Here is a 20,262-nt window from a genome sequence, read left to right on the forward strand (position 1 = left end):
GCTACCGGGCACGAGGGGCCTATTGTCTGCGCTCGCGGACGGGCGTACCTTGCAAGGATGCTCCTGAGGCTGGTCCGGGAAAACCTGGCCCCCTACAAAGTCCCCGTCGCCGCCGTCGTTCTCCTGCAGCTGCTGCAGACCGTCGCCACGCTGTACCTGCCCACCCTCAACGCGGACATCATTGACCGCGGCGTCGTCACCGGCGACACGGGGGTGATCCTGCAGGTGGGTGGCTGGATGCTCGTGGTCACGGCAGGCCAGGTCCTGTGTTCCGTGTCCGCCACCTATCTGGCATCCCGCGTGGCCATGAGTGCGGGCCGGAACATCCGTGCCGCACTGTTCTCCAACGTCGAGACCTTTTCCTCCCGGGAAGTGGGGCTGTTCGGCCCGCCCTCGCTGATCACCCGCACCACCAATGACGTGCAGCAGGTGCAGATGACGCTCCTGATGACCTTCACCATGATGGTCTCGGCTCCCATCATGGGGGTGGGCGGGGTGCTGCTGGCCCTGAACCAGGACATTCCGCTCTCCGGCATCCTGCTGCTGATCCTGCCGGCCCTGTTTTTGGTGATCGGACTGGTGCTGCGGCAGCTGGTTCCACTGTTCCGGCGCGCCCAGAAGCAAATCGACCGGGTGAACTCGGTGCTGCGTGAACAAATCATGGGCATCGCGGTGATCCGGGCCTTCATCCGCGAGCGCTCCGAGCAGGACCGCTTCGCCGGCGCCAACCGGGACCTGACCGGCACGCAGCTGCGGATCAGCCAGCTGCTGGCCCTGCTGTTCCCCGCCGCCATGCTGGTCGCCAACCTCGCCACGGTGGCGGTTGTCTGGTTCGGCGCCTTCCGGATCGACGCCGGCCAGATGCAGATCGGCGCACTCACCGCCTTTATCGCCTACATCATGCAGATCCTCATGGCCGTGATGATGTCCATGTTCATGGTCATGATGCTGCCCCGCGCCGCGGTGTGTGCCGACCGAATCTACGAGGTGCTCGATACCCGCACCAGCGTCGCCGATGCCCCCGGCGCAGGGGACCTGCAGTACGACGGCGGGAGGCTCACCTTTTCGGATGTCGGCTACAGCTACCCGGGGGCGGAGGACCCGGTGCTGTTCAACCTGAGCTTCGAAGCCCTGCCGGGCGAAACCACCGCCATCATCGGGTCCACCGGGGCGGGGAAGAGCACGCTGCTGAACCTGGTTCCGCGCCTGCTCGACGCCACCTCCGGGTCCATCGCCGTGGACGGGCAGGACATTGCCGGGGTCAGCCTCTCCTCCCTGCGCCGCGGGATCGGCCTGGTCCCGCAGCGGGCCTACCTGTTCAGCGGCACCATCGCCTCGAACCTGCGCTTCGGCAGACCCGAGGCCACGGATGAGGAACTCTGGGAAGCCCTTGAGACGGCACAGGCGGCGGACTTTGTCCGGGCCTCCGAGGGGGCCCTGGCGCATCCGGTGGAACAGGGAGGGGCAAACTTCTCCGGGGGGCAGCGCCAGCGGCTGGCCATTGCCCGTGCGCTGGTGGTGCGGCCGTCCGTCTACCTCTTCGACGACAGCTTCTCCGCCCTCGACTTTGCCACCGATGCCCGGCTGCGTGCCGCGTTGAAGCCGCACACACGGAACGCCACGGTCATTGTGGTAGCCCAGAGGGTCAACACGATTACCGACGCCGCCCGCATCATCGTGCTGGAAGAAGGACGGATCGCGGGGCAGGGAACCCACGCAGACCTGATGGCGTCCTCGGACACCTACCGCGAGATTGTCGCTTCGCAGCTGACCGTGGAGGAAGTCGCATGAGTACGCCGGGGGTACGGGGACGCCCCGGAGCTGCCGCAACCGCCAAGCCCGAGAACTTTGCCGGCAGTGTCCGCAGGATCCTGGGGCTGATGGCGCCGGACCGGGTACGGGTAGCAGCGGTACTGGTCTCCGCCGTCGTCTCCGTGGCGCTCGCGGTCAGCGCCCCGAGGATCCTGGGGGAGGCCACCAACGTCATCTTCGACGGGTTCATCGGACAGTCCCTGCCGGCGGGGATGTCCAAGGACGCCCAGGTGCAGATGCTGCGGGACTCGGGGGAACGGGAACTGGCGGACATGCTCGCCGCCATGGACGTGGTCCCCGGACAGGGACTGGACTTCGCCCGGCTCGGCGGCATCCTGCTCGGCGTACTGGGAATCTACTTGGCGGCCTTCGCGGCGGGATGGTTCCAGGCACGGGTGACCGCCCGCGTTGTCCAGAACGCCATGTACCGGCTCCGCCGCGGCGTCGAGGGCAAACTGTTCCGGCTGCCCATGTCCCACTTCCAGCAGCAGTCACGCGGCGACGTCCTGAGCCGCGTCACCAATGACATCGACAACCTGGCCCAGACCCTCTCCCAGAGCCTGACCCAGATCATTACCTCGATCCTGACCATCATCGGCGTGCTGGCCATGATGGTCTCCATTTCCCCGCTGCTGGCCCTGATCGCCGTGATCACCGTGCCGGTCTCCGCCCTGGTCACCGTGCTCATTGCCCGGCGCTCGCAGGCGGAGTTCAAGACCCAGTGGAAATCCACCGGCGAGGTGAACGGCTACATCGAGGAAATGTTCACCGGCCAGGACGTCGTGAAGGCCTTCGGCCAGCAGGACCGGGTGATTGAAGGGTTCGCCCCCGCGAACAACCGGCTGTTCCGGTCCGCGTTCCGGGCCCAGTTTGTTTCCGGGATCATCATGCCGGCCATGATGTTCATTTCGAACCTCAACTACGTGGCAGTGGCCGTGGTGGGCGGCCTGCAGGTGGCCGGCGGGCAGCTGTCCATCGGCGGCGTCCAGGCCTTCGTGCAGTACAGCCGCCAGTTCAGCCAGCCGCTGGGCCAGCTCGGCGGGCTGATCAACATGCTCCAGTCCGGCGTAGCCTCCGCCGAACGCGTGTTTGCCCTGCTGGATGCCGCAGAGCAGGACCCGGACCCCGTGAAGCCCGAACATCTGGAGGCAGTGCGGGGGAGGGTCGCCTTTGAGGATGTGTCCTTCAGCTACAGCCCCGATGCGCCGCTGATCCGGAACCTGTCCTTCACCGCCGAACCGGGGCAGACCGTCGCGATCGTGGGCCCCACCGGCGCGGGCAAGACCACCCTGGTCAACCTCCTGATGCGCTTCTACGAGGTGGATACCGGCCGCATCACCATCGACGGCGTCGACATTGCCCGGCTCCGCCGCGAGGAACTGCGCAGCCATATCGGCATGGTGCTCCAGGACGCGTGGCTGTTCGAAGGCACCATCCGGGAGAACCTGGGCTACGGTGCACCGGGCGCCACCGAGGAGCAGATTATCGAGGCGGCGCAGGCCACCCATGTGGACCACTTCGTGCGGTCCCTGCCGGATGGATACGACACCGTGCTGGGCTACGACGGCGGCACGCTGAGCCAGGGCCAGCGGCAGCTGCTGACCATCGCCCGGGCCTGGCTCTCGAACCCGTCGATCCTGGTGCTGGACGAGGCCACCAGTTCCGTGGACACGCGCACGGAAATCGCCATCCGGCTCGCCATGAATGCGCTTCGGCAGGACCGGACGAGCTTCGTGATCGCCCACCGCCTGTCCACCATCCGGGACGCGGACATCATTCTGGTGGTGCGGAACGGGCAGATCGTGGAGCAGGGAACCCACGCTGCACTGCTGGCGGCCGAGGGTTTCTACACCGAGCTCTACCGCTCCCAGTTCGCCGGATCCGCTCAGGAGCAGCCGGGGGAGGAAGAGGCCGCGGCGCCTGCCGATCCCGCCGGGCATTAGCATGGCACCATGACTCCCGACACGACCCCTGAACCGACGCCTGCCGGCAGCGACGCCGGCGCGCTGGCAGAGATCGGCATCGATGCCGCCAGCCCGCTCCCGCCGTATGAACAGCTCCGCCGCCAGATCCTGGATGCGGTCAACGAGGGCCGGCTCGCCATCGGCACGCGCCTGCCTACGGTCCGGGCACTGGCCGGACACCTGGGGCTGGCGGTGAACACCGTGGCGAAGGCCTACCGTGAACTCGAGCAGGCGCAGGTGGTCACCACCCGGTCCCGGCAGGGAACCGTCGTCGCCGCCAACGGCGACAGCAGCCGCGGCCGGGTGGCCGAAGCCGCCGCCGTGTACGCGGAGACCGTGCGGGCCAACGGTGTCTCCGATGACGACGCCGTGTCCCTGCTGCGGGCGGCCCTGCACTAAGCGGGCTCGTAGTTTCCGGACCGGTCTCGCAGCACGGCATCCCAACCGGTGGTGATGCTGATGCTGGTGGGTCCCCGGCAGGCACCAGCAGCCCCAAGCCGTGGGACCCTGTGCCCGTGCGATCCATTCCCGGCGGCGTTGAAGGCATGACGCCGGGGCCGCCTCGAAGCGGTTCCGCTTCGCCCGCGGCGAAACCCGGGGGGTCGAATACTTTTTCGAATCAGCGTTTGAACTAGAGTGGAAAACGTGCCTAAATCGACTCTTACGACGGCGGACACCACGTTTGCGCCGCATACTGCCAATGACCTTTCCCGCCTGGTAGTGAAAGGGGCGCGCGAGCACAACCTGCGCAACGTAGACCTCGACCTTCCGCGGGACGCCATGATCGTCTTCACCGGGCTGTCCGGTTCGGGCAAGTCCTCCCTGGCGTTCGACACCATCTTCGCCGAAGGCCAGCGCCGCTACGTCGAGTCGCTGTCCGCCTACGCCCGCATGTTCCTGGGCCAGGTGGACAAGCCCGACGTCGACTTCATTGAGGGGCTCTCGCCCGCAGTGTCGATCGACCAGAAGTCCACCAGCAAGAACCCGCGCTCCACGGTGGGCACCATCACCGAGATCCACGACTACATGCGCCTGCTCTGGGCCCGTGTGGGACGGCCCTTCTGTCCCGTCTGCGGCGAGCCCGTCAGCCGGCAGACCCCGCAGCAGATCGTGGACCAGCTCCTCGAGCTGGAAGAGGGGACCCGGTTCCAGGTCCTGGCTCCGGTGGTCCGCGGCCGCAAGGGCGAATTCGTTGACCTGTTCAAGGAACTCGCTGCCAAGGGCTACTCCCGTGCCCGGGTGGACGGCAAGCAGGTCCAGCTCTCGGATCCGCCGAAACTCGGCAAGCAGATCAAGCACAACATCGAAGTGGTCGTGGACCGCCTGGTCGCCAAGGACGGCATCCGGCAGCGCCTGACGGACTCGGTGGAGACCGGCCTCGGCCTGGCCGACGGCCGCGTGGTGGTGGACTTTGTCGACCTGCCCGAAGACAGCAGCGACCGCACCCGTACCTTCTCGGAGAACCTGGCCTGCCCGAACGAACACCCGCTGGCCATCGACGAGATCGAACCGCGGTCCTTCTCCTTCAACAACCCCTTCGGCGCCTGCCCGGTCTGCACCGGCATCGGCTCCCGGCTGGAGGTGGACGAGGACCTGATCATCCCGGACCCGTCCAAGTCCCTGGCCGAGGGCGCCATCGCCCCGTGGTCGCTGGGTACCGCCACCACCGAGTACTGGAACCGGCTGCTCGAAGGCCTGGCCAAGGAGATGGGCTTCTCCATGGACACGCCCTGGAAGAAACTGCCTGCCAAGGCACGCGAGGCCGTGCTCAACGGCAAGGACCACAAGGTGGTGGTCCAGTACCGCAACCGCTTCGGCCGCGAACGAAAGTACAGCACCGGCTTCGAAGGCGTCATCCAGTACATCCACCGCAAGCACCTGGAAACCGAGTCGGACCACGCCCGTGACCGGTACGAAGAGTACATGCGCGAAATCGCCTGCCCCGAGTGCGGGGGAGCGCGGCTGAACCCGGCGTCCCTGTCCGTGCTGATCAACGGCCGCAACATTGCCGAAATCAGCGCCCTGCCGCTGCGCGAAGCCGCGGAGTTCCTGGGCACCCTGGTCCTCACCGGACGCGAAGCGCAGATCGCCAACCAGGTGCTCAAGGAAATCCAGGCCCGCCTGACCTTCCTGCTCGACGTCGGCCTGGAATACCTGAGCCTGAACCGTCCGGCCGCCACGCTGTCCGGCGGTGAGGCCCAGCGCATCCGCCTGGCCACGCAGATCGGTTCCGGACTGGTGGGCGTGCTGTACGTCCTCGACGAGCCCTCCATCGGCCTGCACCAGAAGGACAACCGGCGGCTGATCGACACCCTGACCCGGCTGCGCAGCCTGGGCAACACCCTCATCGTCGTGGAACACGACGAAGACACCATCCAGGAAGCGGACTGGATTGTCGACGTCGGACCCGGCGCCGGTGAGCGCGGCGGCGAGATTGTGCACTCCGGCCCGTTGTCCGAGCTGCTGACCAACGAGCGGTCCATCACGGGCGCCTACCTCTCGGGCCGCAAGAAGATCGACATTCCGGCCAAACGGCGCAAGGTGGACAAGTCCCGCCAGCTCAAGATCGTGGGGGCGCGGGAAAACAACCTGCAGAACCTGAACGTCGACGTTCCCCTGGGTGTCTTCACCGCCGTGACGGGTGTCAGCGGTTCGGGCAAGTCCACGCTGATCAACGACATCCTCTACAAGACGATGGCGAACAAGCTCAACGGCGCCAAGCACGTGGCCGGACGGCACACCCGGGTGGAAGGCCTGGAGCAACTGGACAAGGTCATCCACGTGGACCAGAGCCCGATCGGCCGGACCCCGCGGTCCAACCCGGCCACCTACACCGGCGTGTGGGACCACATCCGCAAGCTGTTCGCCGAGACCAACGAGGCGAAGGTGCGCGGCTACCTGCCGGGCCGGTTCTCCTTCAACGTCAAGGGCGGCCGCTGCGAAGCCTGCCACGGCGACGGCACACTGAAGATCGAAATGAACTTCCTGCCTGACGTCTACGTCCCCTGCGAGGTGTGCCACGGCGCCCGGTTCAACCGGGAAACCATGGAGGTCCACTACAAGGGCAAGAACATTGCCGAGGTGCTGGACATGCCGATCGAGGAAGCCGCGGAGTTCTTCGCCGCCTTCGGTCCCATTTCCCGGCACCTGAACACCTTGGTGGACGTGGGGCTGGGCTACGTCCGGCTCGGCCAGCCCGCCACCACGCTCTCCGGCGGCGAGGCCCAGCGCGTGAAGCTGGCCAGCGAACTGCAGAAGCGGTCCAACGGGCGCAGCATCTATGTGCTCGACGAGCCCACCACGGGCCTGCACTTCGAAGACGTGCGCAAGCTGCTGGAGGTGCTGCAGGGGCTGGTGGACAAGGGCAACACCGTGATCACCATCGAGCACAACCTCGACGTGATCAAGAGCGCCGACTGGATCATCGACCTGGGCCCCGACGGCGGCACCGGCGGCGGCCGGGTCGTGGCGTCCGGTACACCGGAGAAGGTCGCCAAGGTCGAGGGCAGCCACACCGCCACGTTCCTGGCGGAAATCCTCAACCAGTAAGCCTCGAGGCCGGTACCCGTCCGGAAAGGACGGGTGCCGGCCTTTCCGGGTCCCGCCCCGGAAAATACGTGCCCGGCACATATACTGTGCCGGGCATATCTTTTTCCCTTAGTCCGTCCGGGTATGCCAAACTTAGGCCCGTGACTTCTCCCCGGCTTTTGGTGCTTTTCGATCTTGATGGAACGCTGGTGGACCCGGCGGGTGCCATCACGGGCGGCATCAGTTCCGCGTTGGCGGCCAGCGGGCTTCCCGTGCCCTCCGAGCCGGCACTGCACCGCATGGTCGGCCCGTCCCTGGTCACCTCCCTGCGGGAGATTGCAGGAGTGCCCGAGGACCGGATCGAGGCCGTGATCCAGTACTACCGGCAGGGCTACCGCAGCACCGGCATGGCGCAGAGCCGGCCGTATCCGGGAATTACGGCTGCCGTGGAGCGGCTGCGCACGGAAGCCACTGTCGCCGTTGCGACCCAGAAACCCGAACACCTGGCCGGGCAACTGCTCGAGGTGCAGGGCATGGGAAACCTCTTTGCCTCGGTGCACGGCTCCCCGGCCGATGAACACGCGGCCGCGGCCCTCAACGGCAAAGCCTCCATCATCGGCGCAGCCCTGGAACTGCACGCCGGCTCCTATGACCGGGCCGTGATGATCGGAGACCGCCGGCACGACGTCGAGGGCGCGGCAGCCAACGGCATCGACTGCATCGGCGTCTCCTGGGGCTTCGCCGCCGAGGGCGAGCTGGAGAGTGCGGGAGCCGTCGTCGTCGTAGACACTGCGGCGGAACTTGTCGAAGCAGTGCTGGAGTACGCACGAAAGGGAGCGGCACTGCATGGTTCTGTATAACCTGACCCGGGCCAGCACGCGCGGGCTTGTCGCCGGCCTCTGCCGGCCAACCATCACCGGGCTCGAGCACGTACCGGCTCACGGCCCGTTCATTGTTGCCTGCAACCACCAGTCCTTCCTGGACAGCGTCCTGGTCCAGGCCCTGCTGCCCCGGCGCGTAGGCTTCTTCGCCAAGGCCGAATACTTCACCGGCACCGGTCTCAAGGGACTCGCCATGAAGAGTTTCTTCGAGGGCGTCGGCTCCATTCCGGTGCAGCGTGACCAGCAGGCGGCCAGTGTCGCCGCCCTTAAGACCCTGCTGGACATCCTCGAGGAGGGCGGCGGTGTCGGGATCTACCCCGAAGGCACCCGTTCCCGCGACGGCCTGCTCTACCGGGGGCGGACCGGCGTCGGCTGGCTGGCGCTGACTTCCGGGGCGCCGGTGGTGCCGGTGGGCCTCATCGATACCGACAAGCTGCAGCCTGCCGGGAAGAAAACGGTCAAGCCGGGGCACTTCACCCTAAAGGTGGGGCAGCCGCTGTACTTCCAGAAGACCGGTCCGGAGCATGCCCTGCCGGCCCGGCGCCAGGCCACCGACCGGGTGATGGACGCCATCGCCGAACTCAGCGGCCAGGAACGCTCGGACAGCTACAACCGGAACCGCCCCGAGGGGTAGCCGGGTTGCCGGGGGATCCTGGTCCTGTCCCGGCTACTGCGTCATACGCACCCGGGAGGTCCATGAGTGACCGTCCCAGTAGCGGAAGGGTGCAACTCCTTCGGGATCGGGGTAGAAGCCGGGGGCTTTCCCCGACGATTGGTTCGCCGTTTCCGGGGTCTGTTCAGAACCATCCGCGTCGTCGTCGCTGAGGTTGATGACTCCGGTCTGAACCACCGGCGCGTTGTCCCGAGCACGTTTCGCGGCCGCCTTTTCGTCGCGAAGGCGCTGTGCTTCGGCAGCCTTTTCGTCTCGGAGGCGCTGTGCTTCGGCAGCCTTTTCGTCTCGGAGGCGCTGTGCTTCGGCAGCCTTCTGCACTGCGGCGTCAGCCTTCTGCCTCTCGGTATCGAGTTTTGCTTGATTGATGTCGGCAATTGCTTCGCGGATGCCCAGGACTTGGGAATTCTCGGCCAGGATCTTCTCCAGATCGGCGACAGCCCTTCCGTACGATTTCTCTTCCAGACTGATATTGGAGCGATGCACCAAAGCTTTGAAGCGGATATTTTCGGAGTACTTCTTGCTGGCCGTCAGCGGTTTCAAACATTCCTTCGCCGCGACAAGCTGACCGAGTTCCAGGTGGGCCTGGGATCTCAGGATGGCGAGCAGTGCGGTGACTTCCGAATCAACAGGCAGGCTGTCCGTCAGTCGGAGAATCTCCTCCCAGTCCTCCCGGTCAGAATAGAGCTCGGTAAGGCTGAGCAGGGCTGGGTAGGTCGGGTCCAGCTGTTCGACGTATGCGATTGCTTCATCGCCCCTGTGCAGCGACTGTAGGGCTTCAGCCAGGACCAGCGTCAAAGCGGCGCTTGTCAGGGGCAGGCTCACGATCACCCCGCCCGCGATGTCCAAGTCATAGACGAATTCAGAGAGGTACTTAACGACAAACGGGTTGGTTTCAATCGGGGCGGGACCGTGGACCGCGCTCCGCAGCTGCGCTGCGGAGGCCTCTGCATTTCCCGCCTGAAACTGCTGTAGCCCCAGCAACGCTGCGGCGGCGTGACCGTAGACGGGGTGCTGCATGACCAGAGGATCAAGCCCGGGTGCCTGCCGGGAGACCGCGTAGGCATAAAGCACCTTTTCTTCCCTCGGAGCCAGGAGACCCGGCTTGGGCGCAGATACCTGCCTGGGTACCACGGCAGGGGCAGGATTACGGCGCGGAGCGGTTCGGGCAGCAGGCCTTCGCGACGACGCCGAGGTTCCCGCAACTTTTGTCCGGCCCGCATACGCGCTGACGCCCGTGGCGGAAACTCGGACACTTACCCCCGGCATGAGCCTGATCGATGCGCTCTTCTTAAATCCCACTACTTACCTTCCGTTAGCGACAGGCTTAGCCTGAACTCGCTGGCTTCCGATTCCTCTTTGAATTCCAGAGTGGTTACGCCCACCAGCCGTTTGACCGCTTCTTTGACTTCCGCAGGTGAAGCATAGAAGAACTCGCGCCTGAGATTGACTTTGTTGACACGACGCGACTCGAATTCCCGATGCCGCTGGGCTTCCAGAGCCGCCGCGTCCTCACTGAAGAAAAGGACATGTATGTCGTAGAGAAACGGGACACCGGCACCGCTGAGCTCCCTGATGCGCTCCGTAGGTTCAAGCCTTCGGGTCATCCCTATCTTTACTATGCGGTCACCAAACGCTCCGAGGTTTGAAATGACATAGACGTAACCGGTGCGTGCATTTGCCTGCCGGTTTTCAATGTCATGGAGCTTGGCTTCCGCGTCCTCGACGAACTGCTGCATTGCCGCGACGGCATCAGGATCCCCACTGTCGACGGCAATGGCCAAAGCAGCCAAGTACTTATCCCGTTCCCGCTCCATCTCGTCCCGCGCCTTCTGGAGCTCCTTCTCCACCTTCTCCTGTTCGCGCGCTTCTTCCCTAAGGGCGCGCTGCGTTTCCCGCTCGCTTACGACTTTCGCATGGTAGTCAGCGGTGAGCTTCAACTCGGCCAATCGCAACTCGTGGTAGTCGTTGGTGATCTCGATGGCCATGCTCTTACCGAGTTTTTCGATTGACTTCTTTGCGCGTTCGAGCCGGGTGGCGTTGGCCTCAAGCGAGTGTGCACGGACTGTTCTGACACAGTTGTCGGCTTCGGCGTTGTAAGCCCTCAGCATCAACTTGCATTGCTCTTTCACCATCCGCGCACCTGCTGCGATATTTCCGTTGACCGCCCAGTTGGTGGCTCCGGTAACAGCCCGGTCTTTTACCAGTTCCTTGATGGAGACTCTCAACTGTGCAAGGCGTTCCTTGTACTGAAGGGCATCTTCGAGGGGATGTGCAAAGTCGTATATGCCCAGTTCTTGGAGGAGGTTGATTTCCCGGGTTTCGACGATGCGTGACTCTAGGTCGGCCAGAACGGCTTCACGCTCACGGATTCGATGGTTCAGGTCTTGGAGGTGTGCGAGCCTTGAAGCGTCTGCGCCATGGTGTGTGGCACCCGGGCCTCGGCCCGGATCTGCGGCTTCCTCTTCGTTCTCAGCCTCGTCGGTATCCAGAACCGCTCCGTGATGCTTCAGTAGGTCCGGGAGTCCTCCAGTCCACCCTTGGGAAACCGAACGGACCTTCCATTCCCCATTGCGACGGTAGATTTCTCCTACAACGGCGACACGTTCCGATGACAATCCATCGCACCGAATAGTGAAAAGGTTTCCGGAGTCTCCTGACAATATAAGTTCCAACGAATGCAGGTCGCCCATACTGCTTTCTTCGGAATCTAGTGCACCAGCAACGGCGATCGTATGCACCTCGTCGGGTAGCCGGTCGAGAAAAATTTCGGCTTTGTGTGCATGCCCGTGTTCCGTGTCTCGCCTGCCGACATAACGGGCTGCCCCGCCCAGATAGTACGGCTGGTTGTAAAAGACGATGTCCGCGTTGGTGGATATCTGTCGATTCGAGTCAAGCAGAAGGACGAATAGATCAACCTCCTGCGCCGCGGACTGCGCCTGCCAGTGGAGCTCCAGCCGGAGTCCACGGTTCATCGGCGATGTAAGGAGGGCGTTCGCCCCTTTGGGCAGCGAGACATGGGGCATACAGGGACCATATAACGGGGACCGGACAAAACCGGCCACGACGGGAAGGTGTTGAGCTGCCGGGTTCAGCGCCCCGCGAAACCCCGCGGCCGCCGTCCGGGGCCGGTTGCACGCGAACGTAGGATGGAGAAGTGGCAGATCCAGCAACCTACCGGCCGAAAACAGGGGAGATCCCCACGGCACCGGGCGTTTACCGGTTCCGGGATGAACACGGCCGGGTCATTTACGTGGGCAAGGCCAAGAACCTCCGCTCCCGCCTGAACTCCTATTTCGCGAACCCGCGCGGGCTCATGCCCAAAACCCGGGCAATGGTGCACACCGCCGCCGGCGTCGAGTGGACGGTGGTCGGCACCGAACTCGAGGCCCTGCAGCTCGAATACACCTGGATCAAGGAATTCAATCCCCGGTTCAACATCATGTTCCGGGACGACAAGTCCTACCCATACCTCGCCGTGACCATGGGGGAGAAGTACCCGCGCGCCCAGGTCATGCGGGGGGACCGACGCAAGGACACCCGCTATTTCGGCCCGTTCTATCCGGCCAAGGCGATCCGTGAAACCCTGGACACCCTGCTCCGCGTCTTCCCCGTGCGCACCTGCAGCAGCGGCGTCTTCAAACGTGCCGAACGCACCGGCAGGCCGTGCCTGCTCGGCTACATCGACAAGTGCTCCGCCCCCTGCGTGGGACGGATTACCCCGGAGGACCACCGCGAACTCGCCGCCGAGCTCTGCGACTTCATGGCCGGTGAAGGCAAGCGCTTCATTTCCAGCCTGGAGAAGGAAATGCAGGCCGCCGTCGCGGAACTGGACTACGAAACGGCCGCCCGGCTCCGCGATGACATTTCCGCGCTGCGGAAGGTTTTCGAGCGCAACAACGTGGTGCTCAGCGAAGACACCGACGCCGATATCTTCGCCCTGGAAGAGGACGAACTCGAAGCCTCCGCCCAGGTCTTCCACGTCCGCGGCGGACGCATCCGCGGCCAGCGCGGATGGGTAGTGGAAAAGGTCGAGGACAACGACACGGCGGACCTGGTGGAGCACCTGATCCAGCAGGTGTACGGGGAAGCGAACTCCACGGACCGCATCCCGCGCCAGATCCTGGTGCCGGTGCTGCCGCCCGACGCCGAGGAACTGGCCGAGTGGCTGGGCGGGCTGCGCGGTGCCCGCGTGGATATCCGGGTGCCGATGCGCGGCGACAAGAAGGCCCTGATGGAAACCGTGGCCCGCAACGCCGCGGATGCCCTCCGGCTGCACAAGAGCCGCCGCGCCGGCGACATCACCACCCGCTCCGCCGCACTGCAGGAACTGCAGGAGGCCCTGGACCTGCCCTCACCACCCCTGCGCATCGAGTGCTACGACATCTCCCACGTGCAGGGCACCAACGTCGTTGCGTCCATGGTGGTGGCGGAAGACGGCCTGCCGAAGAAGTCGGACTACCGGAAATTCTCGATCACCGGCGACGCCGCCCGCGACGATACGTCCTCCATGTACAACGTCATCTCCCGCCGTTTCCGCAACTACCTGGCGGAGAACGCGGACCCGGCAGCTGATCCCGATGCCCCGGTGGATCTGCCGGACGAGCGCGGCGGCGACGGCGATGTCCAGCCGCTCACGGACACCCTGACCCCGGCTGCCAAGACCAAGTTCGCCTACCCGCCCAACCTGGTGGTGGTGGACGGCGGCCAGCCGCAGGTCGCGGCCGCGTCGAAGGCCCTGGCGGACCTGGGCATCACCGACGTGCAGGTCGTGGGCCTGGCCAAGCGGCTGGAGGAAGTCTGGATTCCGGACAGTGATTTCCCGGTCATCCTTCCGCGCGCCTCCGAGGCGTTGTTCCTGCTCCAGCGCGTCCGGGACGAGGCCCACCGCTTCGCCATCACCTTCCACCGGCAGAAGCGGGGCAAATCCATGACCGCGTCCCTGCTGGACGATGTCCCCGGGCTGGGCCCGTCCAAGCGGCAAGCGCTGCTCAAGCACTTCGGGTCGGTGAAGAAACTGCGTGCCGCCTCCGAGGAGGAACTCCTGGAGGTTCCCGGCATCGGTCCGGCCATGGCCGCCACCCTGCGCAGCCGCCTGGCCGACAAGGAAACGGCGGGAGCTCCGGCGGTCAACATGGCCACCGGCGAAATCCTGGAAACTTAGCTAGGCTTGGGAACCGGCGTGTCGGCTTCGAACCGTTCGGAGTTCTTCGAAAGCAGGGACAACAGGATGGGATCACAGCAATGACGCAAGAGGACGGCTTGACCGTAGTCAAACCGGAGGAATCGGAGCTGCTCGTCGTCACGGGCATGTCCGGTGCCGGGCGCAGCACAGCCGCCAACGCCCTGGAGGACCACGGCTGGTACGTCGTGGAGAACCTCCCGCCGCTGATGCTGGGCACCCTCACCGAACTGGTGTCCCGGATGCCCCAGTCCATCCCGAAGCTCGCCGTGGTGATCGACGTCCGCAGCAAGGAGCTTTTCCAGGACATCCGCGAAGCACTGCGGAACCTGCGGGCGGCGGGCATGGCCTATCGTCTGCTGTTCCTCGACGCCGACGACGCCACCCTGGTCCGCCGCTTTGAACAGGGCCGCCGCCCGCACCCGCTCCAGGGTGACGGCAGCATCCTCGACGGGATCGCGGCCGAACGCGAGGTCCTGACGGAGCTGAGGGACTCCTCCGACATCGTCGTGGACACGTCCAAACTGAATGTCCACGCCCTGGCCACCACCGTCACGGAACTGTTCACCGAGTCCGGCCCCATCGTGCTGCGGCTGAACGTCATGAGCTTCGGCTTCAAATACGGGCTGCCGGTGGACGCGAACTACGTCGCGGATGTCCGTTTCATCCCCAATCCGCACTGGGTCCCGCAGCTGCGTCCGCACACCGGGCTGGACGAGGACGTGCGCGACTACGTCCTGCAGGCCACCGGCACCGCGGAATTCCTGGACCGCTACGTCGAAGCCCTGGAACCCGTGATCGACGGCTACCGCCGGGAAAACAAGCACTACGCCACCATCGCGGTCGGCTGCACGGGCGGGAAGCACCGTTCCGTGGCGGTGACGGAGGAGCTGGCCAAGCGCCTGGACCAGCTTCCCCATGTGACCGTCAGCTCCCACCACCGGGATCTGGGGCGCGAATAATGTCCTTCCTCACCGGACCGCTGCCGCTGATTCCCGAGGGAAAGGGCGGACGGGAGAGCGAAGGCCAGGCAGGATCGATTGTCGCCCTCGGCGGCGGACACGGCCTCTCCGCGTCCCTTTCGGCGCTGCGCCTGCTCACGACCGACCTCACCGCTGTGGTAACGGTTGCCGACGACGGCGGCTCTTCCGGCCGTCTTCGCCGCGAGCTGGGGGTCCTTCCCCCGGGGGACCTGCGGATGGCTTTGGCAGCGCTCTGCGATGACACGGACTGGGGCCGCACCTGGCGCGATGTCATGCAGCACCGATTCCGTTCCCAGCCCGGCGTGGACGGGTCCCTGGACGACCATGCCCTCGGCAACCTGCTGATCGTGACGCTCTGGGAACTGCTGGGAGACCCCGTTGCCGGCCTCCAGTGGGCCGGTGCCCTCCTGGGAGCCCGCGGCCAGGTGCTGCCGATGTCGACGCTGCCGCTGACCATCGAAGGTGACGTGCTGCGCCGCACTGAAGCCGGCGACCTGCTCGAAACCATCATCGGCCAGGCCAGCCTCGCCGCTGCCGGTGCACGCAGCAACGTCTCCGACGTGCGGCTGCTGCCCGTTGACGCCCCGGCGTGCCCTGCGGCGCTGGAGGCCATCGACCGTGCCGACTGGGTGGTGCTGGGGCCCGGGTCCTGGTACACCTCCGTCCTGCCGCACCTGATGCTCCCGGAACTGCGGGATGCGTTGTGCGCCACACCGGCCAAGCGGTGCCTGACCATGAATCTCAGCAACGAGACAACGGAAACGTCAGGGATGAGCGCAGTGGATCATCTGGCGGTAATCCGCCGCTACGCGCCGGAGTTCAAGGTGGACGCGGTACTGGTGGATCCGTCCGTGGTGGCGGACCGGGCAGCCTTTGAGGAGGCTGTAGCAGAACTGGGCGGCCGTCCGGTCTTCGGTAAGGTAGGGGCAGCGTCGGGGCGTCCGATCCATGATCCGCTCCGCCTCGCAACCGCCTTCCACGACATATTTGGGGAGAACTAGGAGTGTTTTTGTGGCGTTGACCGCAGCAGTAAAGGAGGAACTGTCACGTTTGGACGTGAAGAAGTCCTCAGTCCGCAAGGCCGAAGTCTCGGCCATGCTGCGTTTTGCCGGGGGACTGCACATCATTTCCGGGCGCATAGTGATCGAAGCCGAGGTCGACCTCGCGTCTACGGCCCGCCGGCTGCGTGCAGCCATTGCCGAGGTCTACGGCCACGCCAGCGACATCATTGTCGTCTCCGGCGGCGGGCTTCGCCGCGGCAACCGGTACGTGGTCCGTGTGGTGAAGGACGGGGAATCCCTGGCCCGGCAGACCGGCCTGCTCGATGCCCGCGGCCGCCCCGTGCGCGGCCTGCCCTCCGTAGTGGTCAACGGTTCCGCTGCGGACGCCGAGGCGGTCTGGCGCGGCGCCTTCCTCGCCCACGGTTCGCTCACGGAACCCGGGCGTTCCTCCTCGCTTGAGGTCACCTGCCCGGGCCCGGAAGCGGCACTGGCGCTGGTGGGTTCGGCCCGGCGCATCGGCATTTCCGCCAAGGCCCGCGAAGTCCGCGGCGTGGACCGTGTGGTTGTCCGGGACGGCGATACCATCGCCGCCCTGCTCACCCGGATGGGCGCCCACGACGCGCTGATGGTCTGGGAAGAACGCCGCATGCGCAAGGAAGTGCGGGCCACGGCCAACCGGCTGGCCAACTTCGACGACGCGAACCTGCGCCGCTCCGCCCAGGCCGCCGTCGCCGCAGGCGCGCGGGTGGACCGGGCACTGGAGATCCTGGGCGAGGACGTCCCGGAGCACCTGCGCTATGCCGGTGAGCTGCGCGTGGCCCATAAGCAGGCATCCCTGGACGAACTGGGACACCTGGCGGACCCGCCGATGACCAAGGACGCCATTGCCGGCCGGATCCGGCGGCTGCTGGCCATGGCCGACAAGCGGGCCGCCGAGCTGGGGATTCCGGGTACCGAGTCCAGCGTCACTCCGGAAATGTTGGATGAATAACGTTATTGCATAGGATGGACTAAGCCTGCTGCCTTTTTGAGGGAGCATGACGATTTTCCGGATGGGAATTCCGTCCGGAACATTGATCCGACACCAACGGAGGATTTTCGTGAACGAGTACACACTGCCGGAACTGCCCTACGACTACGCGGCGCTTGAACCGCACATTTCCGCACGCATCATGGAACTGCACCACGACAAGCACCACGCCACGTACGTTGCCGGTGCCAACACGGCGCTGGCCCAGATGGCCGAAGCCCGTGAAAAGGGCGAATTCGGCACCATCGGCAAGCTTTCCAAGGACCTTGCCTTCCACCTTGGCGGCCACACCAACCACAGCATCTTCTGGAACAACATGTCCCCGGACGGCGGCGACAAGCCCGAAGGTGAGCTGGCAGCAGCCATCGACGAGTTCTTCGGTTCCTTCGACGGCTTCCGCGGACAGTTCAGTGCCGTGGCCAACTCCATCCAGGGCTCCGGCTGGTCCATCCTGGCCTACGAGCCGCTGGGCAAGAACCTCGTCATCGAGCAGCTCTACGATCAGCAGGGCAACGTTCCCGTGGGCACCATCCCGCTGCTGATGCTCGACATGTGGGAGCACTCCTACTACCTGGACTACGCCAACGTTAAGGGCGACTACGTCAAGGCGTGGTGGAACATCGTCAACTGGGCCGACGTCGCAGCCCGTTTCGATGCAGCCCGCAGCGGAGCCAAGAGCCTCATCCTCCCGGCCTAGTTCCCCGGAACGCCGCAGATTCTGCGGGCGTCCGGTCCCTACGGTGACTGTGACGCGTAAGATAAATCCGTAGGCTCCGGTCCTGTCCGGTGCTTTCCGGCACCGGGCAGGAACGGGCCACGGCGCCGCGGCCGGAAAGGGTTTACCCAAGCGGAAGTGTCAGGCCGCAGTTAGTCCGGTGGCTTCTTACCCTGAGGTCACACAGCTCTCGATTGAACCCCTACTCAAGGAGACAGAACAGTGACTACTCGTGTTGGAATCAACGGATTCGGGCGTATTGGCCGCAACTACTTCCGGGCAGCCCTGGAGCAGAACGCCGATCTCGATATCGTCGCCGTGAACGACCTGACCAGCCCCGAGACCCTCGCCCACCTCCTCAAGTACGATTCCGTGACCGGACGCCTGGGGGCCGACGTCGAAGTGCGCGAGGGGAACATCGTCGTCGGGGGCAAGACCATCCGCGTCCTCGCAGAACGCGACCCGTCCAACCTGCCCTGGAGCGACCTGGGCGTGGACATCGTGATTGAGTCCACCGGATTCTTCACCAAGGCGGAGGACGCCAAAAAGCACATCGACGCAGGAGCCAAGAAGGTCCTGATTTCCGCTCCGGGCAAGGGTGCCGACCTCACCATCGTGATGGGCGTCAACGACGGCGACTATGATCCCGCCGCCCACAACATCATCTCCAACGCCTCCTGCACCACCAACTGCCTGGGCCCGCTGGCCAAGGTCCTCCACGAGGCCTTCGGCATCGAGCGCGGCCTGATGACGACGGTGCACGCCTACACCGCCGACCAGAACCTGCAGGACGGACCGCACCGCGACCTGCGCCGCGCCCGGGCCGCTGCCCTGAACATCGTGCCGACCACCACCGGCGCTGCCAAGGCCATTGGCCTGGTCCTCCCGGAACTCGACGGCAAACTGGACGGTTTCGCGCTCCGTGTCCCCGTTCCCACCGGCTCGGTCACCGACCTGACCGTGACGGTATCCCGGGAAGCAACGGTGGAGCAGATCAACGACGCCTACAAGACCGCAGGCACCGGGCCGCTGGCAGGCATCCTACGGTACACGGACGAGCCGATTGTCTCCTCCGATATCGTCACCGATCCTGCCTCGTGCATCTTCGACTCCGGCCTGACCCGCGTCATGGGCAACCAGGTGAAGGTCGTGGGCTGGTACGACAACGAGTGGGGCTACTCCTGCCGTCTGGTGGACCTCACCAAGCTCGTTGCCTCAAAGCTTTAATCAACCGAGTACGCAAAGGTAGACATGACTGTCAAAACTCTTCCCGACCTGATCAGCGACGGCGTCGACGGCAGGTACGTGCTGGTCCGCTCGGACCTGAACGTACCGCTCGATAACGGCAGGGTTACCGACGACGGGCGTATCAGGGCGTCGATTCCCACCCTGCAGACCCTCGTGGAGCACGGCGCCAAGGTCATTGTGATGGCCCACCTGGGCCGCCCCAAAGGCACGCCGGATGAGAAGTACTCGCTGCGTCCCGCCGTCGACCGCCTTGACGAGCTTTCCCCGTTCCCGGTGGAGTTCGCCGAGGACGTCGTGGGCTCCAGCGCCCGCGGGCTTGCAGGCTCGCTGGCGGCCGGATCCGTCCTGGTGCTGCAGAACATCCGCTTTGACGCCCGGGAAACCTCCAAGGACGACGCGGAACGTCAGGCACTGGCCGGGGAGCTGGCAGCCCTGACCGGTGACAACGGCGCGTACGTGGACGACGCCTTCGGCGCAGTGCACCGCAGGCACGCCAGCGTCTACGACATCGCCGAGGTCCTGCCCGCCTACGAAGGCGGCCTGGTGCACACCGAGGTCGAGGTGCTCAAGCGCCTGACCGAGAACCCGGAGGACCCGTACGTGGTGGTCCTTGGCGGTTCCAAGGTGTCCGACAAGCTTGCCGTGATCGAGAACCTGATGGACCGGGCGGACTACCTGCTCGTGGGCGGCGGCATGGTCTTCACGTTCCTGGCGGCACAGGGGTACAAGGTGGGCGCCTCACTGCTCGAAACGGACCAGATCGAGAACGTGAAGGGCTACCTCAGCCGCGCCAAGGAGGTCGGCTGCGAATTTGTCCTGCCCACCGACATTGTGGTGGCGGATAAGTTCGCGGCGGACGCCGACGTCGAGACCGTTCCTGCGGATGCGATGGAGGACGGCCGCTTCGGCGCGTCCGGCCTCGGCCTGGACATTGGCCCCGACTCCGCAGCCGCCTTTGCCGAACGCATCCGCGGCGGGAAGACCATCTTCTGGAACGGTCCGATGGGCGTGTTCGAATTCGAGGCCTTCGCCAACGGCACCCGCGCCGTGGCGCAGGCACTCAAGGACTCCAGCGGCTTCAGCGTGGTGGGCGGCGGCGATTCCGCCGCAGCCGTCCGGAAGCTCGGCTTCTCGGAGGACGATTTCGGCCACATCTCCACCGGCGGCGGCGCCAGCCTCGAATACCTGGAAGGCAAGGCCCTCCCGGGCCTCACCGTCCTCGACAAGTAATATCCACGGTGCGGGTCC

General features: G+C 65.4%; 15 protein-coding genes. 13 read left to right on the forward strand and 2 right to left on the reverse strand.

Features of this window, described 5'->3' with window-relative positions; translation table 11 throughout:
- Positions 1 to 57: 57 nt before the first annotated feature.
- The 6 genes from AC5RT8_RS02240 to AC5RT8_RS02265 all read left to right on the forward strand — a co-directional run bounded on the left by AC5RT8_RS02240 (position 58) and on the right by AC5RT8_RS02265 (position 8,819).
- A complete protein-coding gene (locus AC5RT8_RS02240; RefSeq protein WP_494094070.1) occupies positions 58 to 1,791 on the forward strand; it encodes an ABC transporter ATP-binding protein in 1,734 nt (577 codons plus the stop codon).
- A complete protein-coding gene (locus AC5RT8_RS02245) occupies positions 1,788 to 3,755 on the forward strand; it encodes an ABC transporter ATP-binding protein (RefSeq protein WP_494094071.1) in 1,968 nt (655 codons plus the stop codon). The genes AC5RT8_RS02240 and AC5RT8_RS02245 overlap by 4 nt, the downstream gene beginning before the upstream one ends.
- A 9-nt stretch (positions 3,756 to 3,764) precedes the next feature.
- Positions 3,765 to 4,175 carry a GntR family transcriptional regulator gene (locus AC5RT8_RS02250; RefSeq protein WP_494094072.1) on the forward strand — a complete coding sequence of 137 codons (411 nt, stop codon included), beginning with the start codon at positions 3,765 to 3,767 and terminating at the stop codon, positions 4,173 to 4,175.
- Between the two features lie 246 nt (positions 4,176 to 4,421).
- Positions 4,422 to 7,325 (forward strand): excinuclease ABC subunit UvrA, encoded by a 2,904-nt coding sequence (gene uvrA, locus AC5RT8_RS02255; protein ID WP_494094073.1) that lies wholly within the window; start codon positions 4,422 to 4,424, stop codon positions 7,323 to 7,325.
- Positions 7,326 to 7,465: 140 nt separating this feature from the next.
- The gene (locus AC5RT8_RS02260) at positions 7,466 to 8,164 is read left to right on the forward strand and encodes an HAD hydrolase-like protein (RefSeq protein ID WP_494094074.1); all 699 of its coding nucleotides are present in this window, start codon (positions 7,466 to 7,468) and stop codon (positions 8,162 to 8,164) included.
- Positions 8,151 to 8,819 carry a lysophospholipid acyltransferase family protein gene (locus AC5RT8_RS02265; protein ID WP_255867540.1) on the forward strand — a complete coding sequence of 223 codons (669 nt, stop codon included), beginning with the start codon at positions 8,151 to 8,153 and terminating at the stop codon, positions 8,817 to 8,819. The genes AC5RT8_RS02260 and AC5RT8_RS02265 overlap by 14 nt, the downstream gene beginning before the upstream one ends.
- Positions 8,820 to 8,852: 33 nt before the next feature.
- On the opposite strand, the gene AC5RT8_RS02270 is transcribed toward AC5RT8_RS02265, so the two are convergent.
- Together AC5RT8_RS02270 and AC5RT8_RS02275 are read right to left on the reverse strand one after the other, a co-directional pair.
- Positions 8,853 to 9,875: a DUF2510 domain-containing protein gene (locus AC5RT8_RS02270; protein ID WP_494094075.1), complete on the reverse strand. Its 1,023-nt coding sequence runs from the start codon at positions 9,873 to 9,875 to the stop codon at positions 8,853 to 8,855.
- A gap of 281 nt (positions 9,876 to 10,156) precedes the next feature.
- Positions 10,157 to 11,881 (reverse strand): SNIPE associated domain-containing protein, encoded by a 1,725-nt coding sequence (locus AC5RT8_RS02275; protein ID WP_494094076.1) that lies wholly within the window; start codon positions 11,879 to 11,881, stop codon positions 10,157 to 10,159.
- A gap of 131 nt (positions 11,882 to 12,012) precedes the next feature.
- Here AC5RT8_RS02275 and uvrC point away from each other — a divergent pair, with 131 nt between their 5' ends.
- The 7 genes from uvrC (at position 12,013) to AC5RT8_RS02310 (ending at position 20,244) form a co-directional block, all read left to right on the forward strand.
- The gene (gene uvrC / locus AC5RT8_RS02280) at positions 12,013 to 14,019 is read left to right on the forward strand and encodes an excinuclease ABC subunit UvrC (RefSeq protein ID WP_494094077.1); all 2,007 of its coding nucleotides are present in this window, start codon (positions 12,013 to 12,015) and stop codon (positions 14,017 to 14,019) included.
- An 80-nt stretch (positions 14,020 to 14,099) separates the two neighbouring features.
- Positions 14,100 to 14,999 carry an RNase adapter RapZ gene (gene rapZ / locus AC5RT8_RS02285; protein ID WP_494094078.1) on the forward strand — a complete coding sequence of 300 codons (900 nt, stop codon included), beginning with the start codon at positions 14,100 to 14,102 and terminating at the stop codon, positions 14,997 to 14,999.
- Positions 14,999 to 16,021: a gluconeogenesis factor YvcK family protein gene (locus AC5RT8_RS02290; protein ID WP_494094079.1), complete on the forward strand. Its 1,023-nt coding sequence runs from the start codon at positions 14,999 to 15,001 to the stop codon at positions 16,019 to 16,021. Before rapZ ends, AC5RT8_RS02290 begins: the two co-directional genes overlap by 1 nt.
- Positions 16,022 to 16,031: 10 nt before the next feature.
- Positions 16,032 to 17,012, forward strand: coding sequence for a DNA-binding protein WhiA (gene whiA / locus AC5RT8_RS02295; protein WP_494094080.1), 981 nt, complete (start codon positions 16,032 to 16,034; stop codon positions 17,010 to 17,012).
- 109 nt (positions 17,013 to 17,121) lie between these two features.
- Positions 17,122 to 17,748: a superoxide dismutase gene (locus AC5RT8_RS02300; protein WP_494094081.1), complete on the forward strand. Its 627-nt coding sequence runs from the start codon at positions 17,122 to 17,124 to the stop codon at positions 17,746 to 17,748.
- A gap of 240 nt (positions 17,749 to 17,988) precedes the next feature.
- A complete protein-coding gene (gene gap / locus AC5RT8_RS02305) occupies positions 17,989 to 18,993 on the forward strand; it encodes a type I glyceraldehyde-3-phosphate dehydrogenase (protein ID WP_494094082.1) in 1,005 nt (334 codons plus the stop codon).
- 24 nt (positions 18,994 to 19,017) lie between these two features.
- A complete protein-coding gene (locus AC5RT8_RS02310) occupies positions 19,018 to 20,244 on the forward strand; it encodes a phosphoglycerate kinase (protein ID WP_494094083.1) in 1,227 nt (408 codons plus the stop codon).
- Positions 20,245 to 20,262: the final 18 nt, after the last annotated feature.

This window comes from Arthrobacter sp. Ms25, assembly GCF_059090365.1.

Excerpts from the sequence above, each read along its gene's own strand:
- rapZ (WP_494094078.1), top strand. The coding sequence starts at position 14,100 with ATGACGCAAGAGGACGGCTTGACCGTAGTCAAACCGGAGGAATCGGAG.
- AC5RT8_RS02310 (WP_494094083.1), top strand. The coding sequence starts at position 19,018 with ATGACTGTCAAAACTCTTCCCGACCTGATCAGCGACGGCGTCGACGGC.
- AC5RT8_RS02265 (WP_255867540.1), top strand. The coding sequence starts at position 8,151 with ATGGTTCTGTATAACCTGACCCGGGCCAGCACGCGCGGGCTTGTCGCC.
- AC5RT8_RS02290 (WP_494094079.1), top strand. The coding sequence starts at position 14,999 with ATGTCCTTCCTCACCGGACCGCTGCCGCTGATTCCCGAGGGAAAGGGC.
- AC5RT8_RS02275 (WP_494094076.1), bottom strand. The coding sequence starts at position 11,881 with ATGCCCCATGTCTCGCTGCCCAAAGGGGCGAACGCCCTCCTTACATCG.
- AC5RT8_RS02270 (WP_494094075.1), bottom strand. The coding sequence starts at position 9,875 with ATGCAGCACCCCGTCTACGGTCACGCCGCCGCAGCGTTGCTGGGGCTA.
- AC5RT8_RS02240 (WP_494094070.1), top strand. The coding sequence starts at position 58 with ATGCTCCTGAGGCTGGTCCGGGAAAACCTGGCCCCCTACAAAGTCCCC.
- AC5RT8_RS02245 (WP_494094071.1), top strand. The coding sequence starts at position 1,788 with ATGAGTACGCCGGGGGTACGGGGACGCCCCGGAGCTGCCGCAACCGCC.
- AC5RT8_RS02250 (WP_494094072.1), top strand. The coding sequence starts at position 3,765 with ATGACTCCCGACACGACCCCTGAACCGACGCCTGCCGGCAGCGACGCC.